Annotated in this window: 10 protein-coding genes; 5 read left to right on the top strand and 5 right to left on the bottom strand. The window is 66.7% G+C overall.

Going from position 1 to position 13,909, the window contains the following annotated elements; translation table 11 throughout:
* Nucleotides 1–28: 28 nt before the first annotated feature.
* The 4 genes from tkt to fdhF all read left to right on the top strand — a co-directional run bounded on the left by tkt (nucleotide 29) and on the right by fdhF (nucleotide 8,120).
* Complete coding sequence (gene tkt, locus GBZ48_RS02885; protein ID WP_174469623.1) at nucleotides 29–2,107, top strand: transketolase; 2,079 nt, start codon at nucleotides 29–31, stop codon at nucleotides 2,105–2,107.
* A gap of 16 nt (nucleotides 2,108–2,123) precedes the next feature.
* Nucleotides 2,124–3,215: a class II fructose-bisphosphate aldolase gene (gene fba, locus GBZ48_RS02880; protein WP_174469622.1), complete on the top strand. Its 1,092-nt coding sequence runs from the start codon at nucleotides 2,124–2,126 to the stop codon at nucleotides 3,213–3,215.
* A gap of 335 nt (nucleotides 3,216–3,550) precedes the next feature.
* The gene (locus GBZ48_RS02875; protein WP_343049157.1) at nucleotides 3,551–5,338 is read left to right on the top strand and encodes an NAD(P)H-dependent oxidoreductase subunit E; all 1,788 of its coding nucleotides are present in this window, start codon (nucleotides 3,551–3,553) and stop codon (nucleotides 5,336–5,338) included.
* Between the two features lie 10 nt (nucleotides 5,339–5,348).
* Nucleotides 5,349–8,120 carry a formate dehydrogenase subunit alpha gene (fdhF, locus tag GBZ48_RS02870; RefSeq protein ID WP_174469621.1) on the top strand — a complete coding sequence of 924 codons (2,772 nt, stop codon included), beginning with the start codon at nucleotides 5,349–5,351 and terminating at the stop codon, nucleotides 8,118–8,120.
* A gap of 71 nt (nucleotides 8,121–8,191) precedes the next feature.
* Here fdhF and GBZ48_RS02865 read toward each other — a convergent pair whose 3' ends face one another.
* Both GBZ48_RS02865 and GBZ48_RS02860 read right to left on the bottom strand, forming a co-directional pair.
* Nucleotides 8,192–8,635, bottom strand: a complete 444-nt coding sequence (locus tag GBZ48_RS02865) for a dihydroneopterin aldolase (RefSeq protein WP_174469620.1) — start codon at nucleotides 8,633–8,635, stop codon at nucleotides 8,192–8,194.
* Between the two features lie 24 nt (nucleotides 8,636–8,659).
* Nucleotides 8,660–9,157, bottom strand: coding sequence for a DUF3280 domain-containing protein (locus GBZ48_RS02860; RefSeq protein WP_246306944.1), 498 nt, complete (start codon nucleotides 9,155–9,157; stop codon nucleotides 8,660–8,662).
* 150 nt (nucleotides 9,158–9,307) lie between these two features.
* On the opposite strand from GBZ48_RS02860, the gene GBZ48_RS02855 reads away from it, so the two are divergent.
* The gene (locus tag GBZ48_RS02855) at nucleotides 9,308–9,862 is read left to right on the top strand and encodes a hypothetical protein (protein WP_174469619.1); all 555 of its coding nucleotides are present in this window, start codon (nucleotides 9,308–9,310) and stop codon (nucleotides 9,860–9,862) included.
* Nucleotides 9,863–9,871: 9 nt separating this feature from the next.
* Here GBZ48_RS02855 and GBZ48_RS02850 read toward each other — a convergent pair whose 3' ends face one another.
* The 3 genes from GBZ48_RS02850 to GBZ48_RS02840 form a co-directional block, all read right to left on the bottom strand.
* The gene (locus GBZ48_RS02850) at nucleotides 9,872–11,215 is read right to left on the bottom strand and encodes a quinoprotein dehydrogenase-associated putative ABC transporter substrate-binding protein (RefSeq protein ID WP_174469618.1); all 1,344 of its coding nucleotides are present in this window, start codon (nucleotides 11,213–11,215) and stop codon (nucleotides 9,872–9,874) included.
* A 7-nt stretch (nucleotides 11,216–11,222) separates the two neighbouring features.
* On the bottom strand, nucleotides 11,223–11,825 hold the full coding sequence (locus GBZ48_RS02845; RefSeq protein ID WP_246306943.1) for a c-type cytochrome: 603 nt from the start codon (nucleotides 11,823–11,825) through the stop codon (nucleotides 11,223–11,225).
* 101 nt (nucleotides 11,826–11,926) lie between these two features.
* Nucleotides 11,927–13,762, bottom strand: a complete 1,836-nt coding sequence (locus tag GBZ48_RS02840; protein ID WP_209798247.1) for a methanol/ethanol family PQQ-dependent dehydrogenase — start codon at nucleotides 13,760–13,762, stop codon at nucleotides 11,927–11,929.
* Between the last annotated feature and the right edge of the window lie 147 nt (nucleotides 13,763–13,909).

Genomic DNA, 13,909 nt, shown 5'->3' with positions numbered 1-13,909 from the left:
AAGACACCCATCGGGGAGGATACCAGCGATGAACGCATCGATGACCGCGGCCATTGAGGTCCGCGAACAGGACCGGCTTGCCGTTTCGCCGACTGAGTTGCCCGACAACACTCCCGACCGCGGCTCCGGACGCCGCCTGTTGGCGAACGCATTGCGCATGCTCGCCATCGATGCCGTAGAGGCCGCGAATTGCGGCCATCCCGGCATGCCGATGGGAATGGCCGACATCGCCGAGGCACTGTGGCGTCGCCATCTGCGCCACAATCCGACCGACCCCGGCTGGCCTGACCGCGACCGCTTCGTGCTGTCGAACGGGCACGGCTCCATGCTGCTCTACGCCCTGCTTCACCTGACCGGCTACGACCTGCCGATGGAGGAACTGCGGCGCTTCCGGCAGCTCGGTTCCCGCACGCCGGGACATCCGGAATATGGCGTGACGCCGGGGGTGGAGACAACCACCGGACCGCTGGGGCAGGGCCTCGCCAATGCCATCGGCATGGCACTTGCCGAACGGCTGCTGGGGGCGGAGGTCAACAGGCCGGGGCACCGGATCGTTGATCACCGGACCTTCTGCTTCGTCGGCGACGGTTGCCTGATGGAGGGGATCAGCCACGAGGCCTGCTCTCTGGCCGGTACGCTGGGTTTGGAAAAGCTGGTGGTCTTCTACGATGACAACGGCATTTCCATCGATGGTCCCGTCGCCGGCTGGTTCACCGACGACACAGCGCAACGGTTCGAGGCCTATGGCTGGCGGGTGATCCGGCAGGTCGATGGTCACGACGCCTACGCGCTGGACGCCGCCATCGACGAGGCGCTCACCCCCTGCGGCAAGCCGACGCTCATCTGCTGCAGGACGGTGATCGGCTATGGCTCCCCCAACCGGGCCGGTTCGGCCGAAGCGCATGGCGCACCGCTGGGCTCGGCGGAGGTTGCCGCGACCAGGGCCGCGCTCGGATGGACCGCCCCGCCCTTCGAGATTGCGGAGGAGGTGCGTGCCGGTTGGGACGCCCGGCGGCGCGGTGCGGCGGTACAGGCCGACTGGCAGGCCCGGTTCGACGCCTGTGCCGATGCCCACCCGCAGGCCGCGGCGGAGTTCCTGCGGCGGATGCGCGGCGATCTGCCGGAGGGCTTCGCCAATTCCGCCGACGCTTGGATTGGCGCCGTCGCCGCGCGGGCGGAGGCGATGGCGACGCGCAAGGCGTCACAGCAGGCGATCGGTGCGCTGGCAGGCCTGCTGCCGGAGTTGCTGGGAGGATCGGCGGATCTGACCGGCTCCACCCTCACCGACTGGCGGGGGAGCGGCGGGCGCCACCTTCATTACGGCGTGAGGGAATTCGCGATGGCGGCGGTGATGAACGGTATGGCGCTGCATGGCGGCTTCCTGCCCTTCGGCGGCACCTTCCTGGCCTTTTCCGACTATGCTCGCAACGGCCTGCGCCTGTCGGCGCTGATGGGATTGCGCGTGGTCCACGTCTTCACCCATGACGGCATCGGCCTGGGCGAAGACGGTCCGACCCATCAGCCGGTCGAGCACGCCGCCAGCCTGCGTCTGATTCCGAACCTCGACGTCTGGCGCCCGTGCGATGCCCTGGAGACCGCCATCGCCTGGCGCACGGCGGTGGAGCGGTCGGACGGGCCGACCGCGCTGCTGTTGTCGCGACAGGGCCTGCCAGCCCAAGGAACAGGGCGTGCCGGCACTGATCGCGCCGGTGACGTGGCCCATGGCGGCTATGTGCTGGCCGACGATGGGCGGCCCGATGTGGTGTTTATCGCCACCGGGTCGGAGGTGACCATCGCCATGGAGGCCCGGCTGCTGCTCGCAAACCGGGGCATCGCCGCCCGCGTCGTTTCCATGCCCTGCTGCGAGGTTTTCGACCGGCAGGATCTGTCATGGCGCCGCGCCGTACTGCCCGACGGCATTCCCCGGCTGGCGGTGGAGGCCGGGGCAACCGGGCTGTGGCGTGCCATCGTCGGGCTCGCCGGCGACGTGGTGGGCATTGACCGTTACGGCGAGTCCGCTCCCGCCGCAGACCTCTACCGCCATTTCGGCATCACGGCCGACGCGGTGGCGGACCGCGCTCAACGCCTTTGCGCCCCCCTGTCCTGAACCGGAGACCTCCCCGATGGCCCTGATCTCCCTTCGGCAGCTCCTCGACCATGCGGCCGAGCATGGCTATGGCGTGCCGGCCTTCAACATCAACAACATGGAACAGATCCAGGCGATCATGCAGGCGGCGGACGATTGCGCGAGCCCGGTGATCCTCCAGGCGTCGGCCGGAGCGCGCAAATATGCCGGCGAGCCGTTCCTGCGCCATATGGTGCAGGCGGCGGCGGAGATGTGGCCGCACATTCCCGTCTGTCTGCATCAGGACCATGGCGCCAGCCCGGCGGTCTGCCAGCAGGCCATCCGTTCCGGCTTCACCAGCGTGATGATGGACGGCTCGCTGCTGGACGACATGAAGACTCCGGCCGGTTACGACTACAACATCCGCGTCACCCGGCAGGTGGTGGAGCAGGCGCACGCCGTCGGCGTTTCGGTGGAGGGCGAACTGGGCTGCCTCGGTTCGCTGGAGACCGGCCAAGCGGGAGAGGAGGACGGTTCCGGTGCCGCCGGCACGCTGTCGCGCGACCAGCTCCTGACCGATCCGGAGCAGGCGGCCGATTTCGTGGCACGCACAGGCGTGGACGCGCTCGCCATCGCCATCGGCACCAGCCACGGTGCCTACAAGTTCAGCCGCCGCCCGGATGGCGAGGTGCTGGCCATCGACCGTATCCGCGCTATCCATCAGCGCATCCCCGACACCCATCTGGTGATGCACGGGTCCTCCAGCGTACCGCAGGAGTGGTTGGAGATCATCCGCACCCATGGCGGTCGCATCCGCGAGACCTACGGCGTCCCGGTGGAAGAAATCCGCGAGGGCATCCGCAACGGTGTGCGCAAGGTCAACATCGACACCGACATCCGCCTCGCCATGAGCGGCAGCCTGCGTCGCGCATTGATGACGCGACCGGAGGAATTCGACCCGCGCCGGTTCCTGGCCGAGGCCACCAGGGCCGCCCGTGGCCTCTGCCGCGAACGGTTCGAAGCCTTCGGATCCGCCGGACATGCGGAGCTGATCGTTCCGCTTCCGCTGGAGCGCATGGCCGCCCGCTCCGCGGCATTGGAGTTCGCGGCGATGGAGCGGCGGTCGCCGACGGTGATGGCGTCGCACTGACGGAGTGCGGCGCTGATCGACAGTGCTTCGCGTCTCGGTCACGCCCTCAACCGCCCGCTCGGCGGTTGGGGGCGTCTTGCGTCAGCGACGCCATGCTGCGCTCCCCGATCCACCGTCTTATCGAAATTCCAGACGCGCTTGAGGCCGTTGTCCACGGCAATATGACCTATGCCGACAGCCCATCCGACATTCCCATCGGGGCGAGGCCGTACATGATTTAGAATGCTGACATTCAGCAAAATATCGGTTAACGTGGCATCTGGTATACGAAACGCCAGGAACTTGGGATCGCGACAACCAGAAGCGCGGACCACCCAGCAGAGGCCAGAACCGTCGTGACCGCATTCCCTCCGATCATCAGCGCGACGCCGCCCGGCGGCGTTCCCGCCCGCAGCATCCATCCCGGCTCCGGCCGCCGCAAGACACGCGACCAGCAGAAGGGCCGTCAGGTCGATCCCCTCAGCCTTGACGAGGTGCGGGCGCTTCTCAGCGACCGTTCCCGTCAGCCGGATCTGCTGATCGAGCATCTCCATCTGCTTCAGGACCATTACGGCTGCCTGCATGCCCGCCATCTCGCCGCCTTGGCGAAGGAGATGAAGCTGGCGCTGGTCGAGGTGTTCGAAGTGGCGTCCTTCTATGCCCATTTCGACATCGTGATGGACGGAGAGCCGGCTCCGCCGAAGCTGACGATCCGTGTGTGCGACTCCCTGAGCTGCGCGCTGGCCGGGGCCGAACAGCTGCATGAGGCGCTGAAGGCCGGTGTCGACGAGCGCGAGGTCCGCGTCGTGCGCGCACCTTGCATGGGCGGCTGCAACAATGCCCCTGTCGTGGCGATCGGTCATGCCCCGCACGAGAACGCGACGGTCGAGAGCGTGCTCGACGCCGTGGCCCATGGCCATGTCCATCCGGACATTCCCGACTATCTGGGCTTTGACGACTACATCCGCGGCGGCGGCTACAAGATGCTGGCCGAATGCCTGAACGGCGCACGCGACGTCGATGCCGTGCTGAAGGGGCTGGAGGATTCCAGCATCCGCGGCCTGGGCGGCGCCGGTTTCCCCACCGGCCTGAAATGGCGCTATGTCCGGGCGGAGCCGGGACCGCGCATGATGGCGATCAACGGTGACGAGGGCGAGCCCGGCACCTTCAAGGACCGCTTCCATCTGGAGCGCGACCCGCACCGCTTCCTGGAAGGGATGCTGATCGGCGCCTGGACGGTCGAGGCGACCGACGTCTACATCTACCTGCGCGACGAATATCCGCAATGCCGGGAAATCCTGCTGCGCGAAATCCCGAAGGTCGAGGCCGCCGGCTTCGCCCGCCACACCCGCATCCATCTCCGCCGCGGTGCCGGCGCCTACATTTGCGGCGAGGAGTCGGCGATGCTGGAAAGCATCGAAGGCAAGCGCGGGCTGCCCCGGCACAAGCCGCCCTTCCCATCGGTGGTCGGCCTGTTCGGCCGCCCGACGCTGATCAACAACATCGAGACGGTATTCTGGGTCCGCGAAATCCTGGAGAAGGGCGGAGCGTGGTTCGCCAGCCATGGCCTGAACGGCCGCAAGGGGTTGCGCACCTTCTCGGTTTCCGGTCGGGTCAAGGAGCCGGGGGTCAAGCTGGCCCCGGCCGGCATCACCCTGCAGGAGCTGATCGACCAGTATTGCGGCGGCATGGCCGACGGCCACACGCTGAAGGGCTATCTGCCCGGCGGTCCGTCGGGCGGCATCCTGCCGGCGTCGATGGCGAATATTCCGCTCGATTTCGGCACGCTGGAGGCACACGGCTCCTTCATCGGTTCGGCCGCCGTCGTCGTGCTGTCCGACAAGGACAACATGCGCGACGTGGCGCTCAACCTGCTGAAATTCTTCGAGGATGAAAGCTGCGGTCAATGCACCCCCTGCCGGGTCGGCACCGAGAAGGCCGTGCGCCTGATCGGCGAACCGGAATGGGACGAGGAACTGCTGACCGCCCTCGCCACCGTCATGGGCGATGCCTCGATCTGCGGGTTGGGGCAGGCGGCGATGAACCCGATCAAGCTGGTGATGAAGCATTTCCGCGACGACTTCGTGTCGCGCCAGGGCAGGGTTCAGGGTCCCGCCCAGGGCGCAACCGGATCGCAGGGGTAAGGAGACCGACATGTCCAACGGCATCACGTTCACCCTGGACGGCACCGAGGTCACGGCGCGGAACGGCGAGACGATCTGGCAGGTTGCAACCCGGCTCGGTACCGAGATCCCGCATCTCTGCCACCGGCCGGAACCGGGATACCGCCCGGACGGCAACTGCCGCGCCTGCATGGTCGAGATCGAGGGGGAGCGCGTGCTCGCCGCCTCCTGCATCCGCAAGCCCAAGCCCGGCATGACGGTGCGCACCGCGTCGGAGCGGGCCAAGGCGTCGCGCAAGCTGGTCTTCGAACTGCTGCTGGCCGACCAGCCGGAGCGGGAGAGCGCGCACGATCCCAACTCCACCTTCTGGAACTGGGCCGACAAGGTCGAGATCGCCGGCAGCCGCTTTCCCGCCGTGGACCGGCCGACCAAGACCGACGACATGTCGCATCCGGCGATGGCGGTCCAGCTCGATGCCTGCATCCACTGCAACCTGTGCGTCCGCGCCTGTCGCGAGGTGCAGGTCAACGACGTCATCGGCATGGCGGCGCGCGGGCATCTGGAAAAGATCGTCTTCGATTTCGACGACCCGATGGGCCAATCCACCTGCGTCGCCTGCGGCGAGTGCGTGCAGGCCTGCCCGACCGGTGCGCTGATGCCGGCGACCCTGGTGGACGAGAAGGGCGTCTACGCCAACGCCCCCGACCGTGAAGTCGACTCCGTCTGCCCATACTGCGGTGTCGGCTGTCAGCTGACCTACAAGATCCGCGACAACAAGATCGTCGCCGTCGACGGCAAGGACGGTCCGTCGAACCAGAACCGCCTGTGCGTGAAGGGCCGCTTCGGTTTCGACTACGCCCATCACGGCGACCGTCTGACCATGCCGCTGATCCGCAAGGAGGGCGTGTCGAAGCACGACGTCGACATCGACCCGATGAACCCCTTCACCCATTTCCGCGAAGCGAGCTGGGACGAGGCGCTGTCGGTGGCCGCCGGCGGCCTGCGCAAGATCAGGGACGAGCGCGGTGGCAACGCGCTGGCTGGTTTCGGGTCGGCCAAGGGGTCGAACGAGGAGGCCTATCTGTTCCAGAAGCTGGTCCGCACCGGCTTCGGCACCAACAATGTCGATCACTGCACGCGGCTCTGCCACGCCTCGTCGGTCGCGGCGCTGATCGAGGGCGTCGGGTCGGGGGCGGTGTCGGCCCCATTCATGGCGGCAGAAGATGCCGAGGTCATCGTCATCATCGGCGCCAACCCGACGGAGAACCATCCCGTCGCCGCGACCTTCTTCAAGAACGCGGCGGAGCGCGGGGCGAAGCTGATCGTCATGGATCCGCGCGGTCTCGCCATGGCGCGCCACGCCACGCACATGCTGCAGTTCACGCCGGGCCGCGACGTGTCGATGCTGAACGCCATCCTCCATACCATCATCGCGGAGGGGCTGTACGACCGCCAATATGTCCAGGCCAACACCGAGGATTTCGAGGCGCTGGCCGAGACGGTGAAGGATTACCCGCCGGAGGAGATGGAGAAGGTCTGCGGCATCCCGGCCGCCACTCTGCGTACGGTCGCGCGGCTGTTCGCACGGTCCAAGGCGTCGATCATCTTCTGGGGCATGGGCGTGTCGCAGCACATCCACGGCACCGACAACAGCCGCTGTCTGATCGCGCTGTCGCTGGTCACCGGCCAGATCGGCCGCCCCGGCACCGGCCTGCATCCGCTGCGCGGCCAGAACAACGTCCAGGGCGCGTCCGACGCCGGTCTGATCCCGATGTTCTACCCCGACTACAAGTCGGTCGAGGATCCGGAGGTCCAGTCCTTCTACGAGAACTACTGGGGCACCAAGCTGGACGGCAAGCGCGGCCTGACCGTGGTCGAGATCATGGACGCCATCCATGACGGCCGGATCAACGGCCTCTATATCGAGGGCGAGAATCCGGCGATGTCCGATCCGGATGTGACCCACGCCCGCGAGGCGCTGGCGATGCTCGACCATCTGGTGGTGCAGGACATCTTCCTGACCGAGACGGCCAAATACGCCGACGTCGTGCTGCCGGCCTCGGCCTGGCCGGAGAAGGACGGCACCGTTATCAACACCAACCGTCAGGTCCAGATGGGCCGTGCGGCGGTGCCGTTGCCGGGTGAAGCGCGCCAGGATCTGTGGATCATCCAGGACATGGCGCGCGGGCTGGGCCTGAACTGGAACTATACCCACGTGTCGGAGGTGTTCACCGAGATGGTCGGCGCCATGCCGTCGCTCGCCAACATCAGCTGGGAGCGGGTCGAGTGCGAAGGCTCCGTCACCTATCCGGTCGATGGTCCGGACCAGCCCGGCCACGACATTGTCTTCGGCAACGGCTTCCCGACGAAGACGGGCCGCGGGCGCTTCGTGCCGGCGCGGCCGATCAACCCGGCGGAGACGCCGGACCTCGATTACCCGCTGGTCCTCACCACCGGCCGCCAGTTGGAGCATTGGCACACCGGATCGATGACCCGACGGTCCAGTGTGCTGGATGCGGTGGAGCCGGAGGCGGTTGCCTATGTCTCCCCGCATGACCTCACCCGCGCCGGGATGAGGACCGGCGACTACATGCTGGTGTCGAGCCGTCGCGGCACGATCCGCCTGAAGGCGCGCATCGACGACCGCATGCCGGTGGGGCTGGTCTTCATCCCCTTCGCCTACGCGGAAGCGGCGGCGAATGTATTGACCAATCCGCAGCTCGATCCCTTCGGCAAGATCCCGGAGTTCAAATACTGCGCGATCAAGATCGAGAAGGCGCAGATGGCCGAGGCGGCGGAGTAGCGAGGTTGAAACCGGTCCCGCAGGCGGCGTGCGCGCCGCCGCCTGCGGCCCCACGGCTGGCTTTGCTACCGTTACGACGGCTCCCGTGCGCCGGTCAGCACCACGCCCACCCCGGCGGCCTGCGGGACGATCTCCAGCTTTTCCACCTGCACCCGGGCGAAGACCGCCTGCGGCGGCGACAGGCACAGCGCCAGCAGTTTTTCCGCCAGCATCTCCAGCAGTTGGATGTGCGGGCTTTGCGTGAAGGCTTCGACGCCTTTGATCAGATATTCGTAGGAGACGACGGCGTCGAGATCGTCGACGAAGGGCCGGTTCGGCACCTCCACCGTGACGGTCAGGCTGACCCGCACGCGCTGGGTCCGGGTCTTCTCATGGTCCCAGACGCCGATGCGGAAATCGCCGACATAATCACGCAGTACCAGATCGTAGCGGCGCATCAGGGCCGCTGTGCGTGGTGGCGGCGGTCGCAGGACGTTCATGATGCTGCTGTAGCCGCTTTGAGATTCGTCCGGCATTCCTCGGTCCTCCCCGCCGCCCGCCTACCGCTTTCCCGGCGCGTGTTCCGCCAACCTATGATCGACCAGCCAGCCGACGCCGCGAGACCAAGCGGTCTCTGTGTCGCCGCGGATGTCGCCGCGCGCCGTTGTCACCGCTTGGCCGGTGCCGACATCCTCGACGACCACGCTGATCCACAGGATCAGGCTGCTGACCTTGCGGACGATGCCGAAGACGACCAGATCGGCCCCGGCCGCCCGCGCGATGTCGCGCTCGCAGCCGTTGCAGGACCGGATCGCCGCTCCCGGCGAGACCAGTCCATCGGTGGCCGCATCGCCGATCACGTCATACCCCTTGGCATCGAGGGCATGACGCAACTCCGCGCTGACCCGTTTCAACCGCTCCGCATGCTCCGCAGATGGGGCTTCGCCGCTGCTGTCCTCCAGTTCGAGATCCAACACCAGCGTCCGCGCCGATGCCGGCAAAGCGACCATCGCAACGGCGATGATAGCGGCTGCGGCCCACCTCCCCACATGATCCATCGGGCTTCTCCTTTTGCGCAGCGGTTCCGATTGCGCCGGATCGTTGGTGGGGCCATCATTCCTGCCATGCAACGACATTCCTCCGTCCTCGGACCCGCCTTCGCCGCGGCTCTGGCAATCGTTATGGGCGCCGGATTGCCCACCGCTGGCATGGCGCAGGATCCGAAGAACCCCGACTGGCCCTGCCAGCAAATCCTTGTTCCCAGCTTGTCCCCGGCTTCGGTCTGGGATGGCCCGTCACTCGACGGCCTGATGGACGAGTGGCAACGAGACCCCACGGTCGCCACCCTCGTCCGGCGCGCCGCCGACGACAGTATCGATCCCGCGACGCTGGAACCGCAGGTCGAGGCACTGGCGGGCCCGGTCAAGCAAGGCGGGGAACAGGAGCATGACCGCAGGCTCGCCCTGGTGTTCGCCGGAACCTTCCAGACGCTGGATCGTCAGCGCACCGCCGCCATCGCCTCCATCGAGCGGTACGCTCAGCACCAGCGGGCCTTGCGCGACCGCATCGCCGCCAGCCTGCGCGACCTCGACGCCGCATCGGGCGATGCGGCCCGCGCGAAGGAGATCAAAGACGCCATTGCGTGGGACCGCCGCATCCTCGACGACCGCCGCCGGTCGCAGACCGCGGTGTGCGAGCAGCCGGCACGGATCGAGCAGCGGCTCGGCCAGATCGCCCGGATGCTGACGGCGTTGCTGTCCTGAGCGAAACACTCAGTTCGCAATCTTCGATGCAGGGTTTGAGGATGCGGGGTTCGGCTCCGGTTCGACCGTGACCAGTTCGTGCCCCGCGGCCGTCCAGCCTTGGGTGCCGGCCGGGAACCATTTGACCGCCTGATAGCCCAGGGCCACCGCGCGCTTGGCCGCATTCCAGCTCATCCAGCAGTCGGGCTGGCAGAACACCACCAGCGGACGCTTGCGGTCACCCGCGGTCAGGGCCTCCAAGCCGGTGCGGAAATAGGCCTCCTGTTCGTCCGATGGCGCACCGTAGCCGACATTCGGCAGCCAATGGGCACCGGGAAGACTGCGATGCGGTGGTGGCACCCAACGGCTGTCCGCCGCCAGACCTGCAGGTTTCGGTGGCGTCGGCAGCACGTCGATCAGGACGGCACCGGCCTTCGCCAGCCGCTCCACCTCCGCCGCTCCCACGGTTTCGGCACCACGCAGGCCGGGTGGAGTGGGGGAGCGGTAATCGGCCATGCGATAGCCGTCCGGTTCCGTCACCTCTGCCCGGATGGTTCCGTCGGCATTGACCAGCGGGACATGGTATTCGGTGAGGATGCGGTCGATGTCGCCCTGACGGCGGACGATGAAGTCGTTCAGCCAGTGCCGCCAGTCCGGCTCGTCCGGACGGAGGCCCATGGAGATCATGTACTGAAAGGGCGAAGCCCCCGGCTCGTCCATCAGCGGCACGACCGCCAGCGGCACCTGCTGCCGGGCGGCGAAATAGCCGGCAATCGGCCCCCAGACGATGGCGGCATCGGTGCGTGCCGCCGCCACGTCCTCCACCGCCTGCTGGGCCGGATGGTGGGCGCGCGTGTCGGTGTCGAGCTGGTAGGGCTCCATGTTGATCAACCCATGGCGCAGCATCACCGCCGAAGGCGGCGTGCGGGCGACGACGCCGATGCGTGCACCCTGCAGCGACGGATCCGCCAGCGTCTTCGCCGTGATTCCGGAATCCTTCCGATAAATCAGCGCATAGGTCGACCGGTAATAGGGATTGGTGTTCTGCATCAGCTCTTCGCCGACCGCGGTGCCCATCACCAGATCGCATTGACGGGTGCGCAGCGTGTTGCGGACGAAGCCGATGGTCTGCGGCCACCATGTGAAGGTCAGCGGCACCTTCAGATCGTCGGCGATCAACTGGGCGATCCGGTTCTCGAACCCCTCGCGGCGCTCGTTGGAGAAGGGAAGCAGGCTGGCGTCGGCGCAGACGCGCAGCACCTCGGTGGGGATGCCCTCTGCCGCACTGGCAGGCTGGCCAATGGACGCAGCCGCCGCGCAGAGCGCGACGGCCAGGTGCAGGACACGCCTGGAAAAGAAGAGTCGGCGGGTCATGCCGGACTCACGACGGAGCTTTGAACCGCTCGGGTCGTCCGCGGCCGATCTTGTCGTCCGAACGCGCCTTCAGATAGCGGTAGATATCGGCGAGGTTGAGCATCACGTTGGGATCGGACCCGAAGGTCGGCATCACCTTGTCGCCGGTGGCGCCCATGTTCTTGCGGCCGTTGGTCACCACGTCGGTGAATTGCCAATAGTCCATCCGCTTCAATGAATCGGCCAGCGCCGGCGCGAAGGACGAACCGAGCCCGTCCGGCCCGTGACAGACATGGCAGGACGAGGCATAGCGCCGATAGCCGTTGTAGGTCCCCTGGTCCACCTTGCCGTCCCGCACCGCGTAGAGCGGCACGCCCTGATCGTCCACCAGTTCCTCCGGGTCGGCGACCTTCGCCTCCTGCGCGGCGTTTCCGCCGGATGGCGCCCGGGGGGCTGGAGCCTGGGCGGTTGGACTTTGCGTGGTCGGAGTTTGAGCGGCTTGCGTCTGGTTCGGCGGTGTCGGGCTCTGCTCCGGTTTCTGTGCTGCATCCTGCTGGCCGAATGCGGTGCCGAGGGTCACGGTTGCGGTGAACCCGACGGCGGCGCACAGCCCGATCAGGTATTTGGGCATCTTGCTTTCTCTCCCCACTGCCTTCATGCGTAGGCGCCATCAGCCTGGAAATTGTGCAGGCGCCGGCCCCCAAGCCTTGGGAACCGGCGCCCGCTTGTTCGTTACTGAGTGTCCGGCAAGGCGAAGACGGTCAGCGTGCCGCCCAGCTGGGTGTATTCGCCCAGCGCCTTGTGTGCGCCGACGGCGCCCAACCCTTCCTGTTCGCCGGTCAGACCGGCGGCCAGCCCGATGCCGGCCCAGCCGCCGACACCCGACAGCACAGCAATATACTGCTTGCCCTTGTGCATGTAGGTGTTGACGTTGCCGATGATGCCGGACGAGGTCTTGAAGTTGTACAGGTCCTTGCCGTCCTTCAGGTCGAACGCCTTCAGATAGCCTTCCAGCGTCCCGTAGAAGCCGATGCCGCCCTTGGTCGACAGGGCGCCGCTCCACACCGCGAAGCGCTCGGGCTTCGACCAGACGATCTTGCCGGCGGACGGATCCCAGGCGATGAAGTTGCCCATGCCGCCATGGGAATCGGGCGCCGGATACATGCTGAGCGTCGCGCCGACATAGGGCTGGCCGGCGGAGTACTCCACCTTGAACGGCTCGTAATCCATGCAGATGTGGTTGGTCGGCACATAGATCAGGCCGCTGTCGGGCGAGTAGCTGGCCGGCTGCTGGTCCTTGGAGCCCAGCGCCGCCGGGCAGACGCCGGTGGTGTTGTGATCCTCGCCCTGGGCGAAGGTGCTGTACTTGTCGTTCACCTTCGGCCGGCCGGTCTTCATGTCGATCTCGCTCGCCCAGTTGACGGACGGATCGTATTTCTGAGCGACCAGCAGTTCGCCGTTGGTGCGGTCGATGGTATAGGCGAAGCCGTTGCGGTCGAAATTGATCAGCGCCTTGCGCTTGCCCCCGCCGATGGTGACGTCGGCCAGGATGTTCTCGTTGACGCCGTCATAATCCCATTCGTCGAAGGGCGTCTTCTGGAACACCCATTTCGCCTGTCCGGTGTCGGCATCGCGGGCGAAGATGGTCATTGACCATTTGTTGTCGCTCTTCGCCCGGTCCTTGTCGACCGCGCGCTGCGCCGGGTTCCAGGTGCCCGGGTTGCCGGTGCCGTAATAGATCAGGTTCAGTTCGGGATCGTAGGTGTACCAGCCCCAGGTGGTGCCGCCGCCGATCTTCCACTGGTCGGCCGGCCAGGTCTTGATGCCGAGGTCGGGCTCGCCGATCGGCTTGCCGAGCATCATCGTCTTCTGCGGGTCGATCATCACGTCCTTGTCGGGACCGGTCGAATAGGCCCGCCACACCATCTTGCCGGAGTTGATGTCGTAAGCGGTCAGATGGCCGCGCACGCCGAACTCGCCGCCGCTGATGCCGACATAGACCTTGTCCTTCACCACCAGCGGGGCGGCGGTCAGCGTCTCGCCCTTGCTGGCGTCGCCGTTCTTGGCCGACCACAGCACCTTGCCGGTTTCGGTGTCCAGGGCCACCAGCGTGTTGTCGGCCTGACCCAGGAACAGCTTGTTGCCGGCGACCGCCACACCGCGGGTGACGGTGTCGCAGCACATCACGGGGATGACGGACGAATCCTGTCTCGGCTCATACTTCCACTTGATGCGGCCGTTGTCGTTGAGATCGAGCGCATAGACGTTGTTGGGGAAGGGCGTCGAGATGTACATCGTGTCGCCCACCACGATGGGACCGCCTTCGTGGCCGCGGAGCACGCCGGTGGAGAACTGCCACACCGGTCGCAGGTTCTTCACGTTGTCGCGGGTGATCTGGTCGAGCGTGCTGTAACGCTGGCCGGCATAATTTCCAAGCTGCAATGCCCAGTTGGACGGGTCCTTCTGGTTCTTCAGAATGTCGTCGTTGGCGAAAGCACCAGTGGGAATGGCGGCGGAGGCCGCCTGGATCGCGGCGGTGACGAGCAGACAGCGCACAAAGGGGTTCATGTGTTTCCTCCCGTTTTTTCGGCGGTCGTCCGTGGTCCCAGAAACTCGTGCGGCGGCAGGCGGCGGCTTCCGTGAAGGCGGTCTTCAGAGAGGGCGTTCTCCCTCGACGATGGACGCGTGACGTCGAACTGAGAGACGTCGGGCGGT

Source organism: Azospirillum melinis (assembly GCF_013340935.1).
Lineage (GTDB): Bacteria > Pseudomonadota > Alphaproteobacteria > Azospirillales > Azospirillaceae > Azospirillum > Azospirillum melinis.
The sequence above is the reverse complement of the archived record's forward strand: the minus strand, read 5'-3'. Positions and strand labels throughout refer to the sequence as shown.

Coding starts and splice junctions, on each gene's coding strand:
- tkt (WP_174469623.1), top strand. CDS start 29: ATGAACGCATCGATGACCGCGGCCATTGAGGTCCGCGAACAGGACCGG.
- fba (WP_174469622.1), top strand. CDS start 2,124: ATGGCCCTGATCTCCCTTCGGCAGCTCCTCGACCATGCGGCCGAGCAT.
- fdhF (WP_174469621.1), top strand. CDS start 5,349: ATGTCCAACGGCATCACGTTCACCCTGGACGGCACCGAGGTCACGGCG.
- GBZ48_RS02865 (WP_174469620.1), bottom strand. CDS start 8,635: ATGCCGGACGAATCTCAAAGCGGCTACAGCAGCATCATGAACGTCCTG.
- GBZ48_RS02860 (WP_246306944.1), bottom strand. CDS start 9,157: ATGGATCATGTGGGGAGGTGGGCCGCAGCCGCTATCATCGCCGTTGCG.
- GBZ48_RS02855 (WP_174469619.1), top strand. CDS start 9,308: ATGGCGCAGGATCCGAAGAACCCCGACTGGCCCTGCCAGCAAATCCTT.
- GBZ48_RS02850 (WP_174469618.1), bottom strand. CDS start 11,215: ATGACCCGCCGACTCTTCTTTTCCAGGCGTGTCCTGCACCTGGCCGTC.
- GBZ48_RS02845 (WP_246306943.1), bottom strand. CDS start 11,825: ATGCCCAAATACCTGATCGGGCTGTGCGCCGCCGTCGGGTTCACCGCA.
- GBZ48_RS02840 (WP_209798247.1), bottom strand. CDS start 13,762: ATGAACCCCTTTGTGCGCTGTCTGCTCGTCACCGCCGCGATCCAGGCG.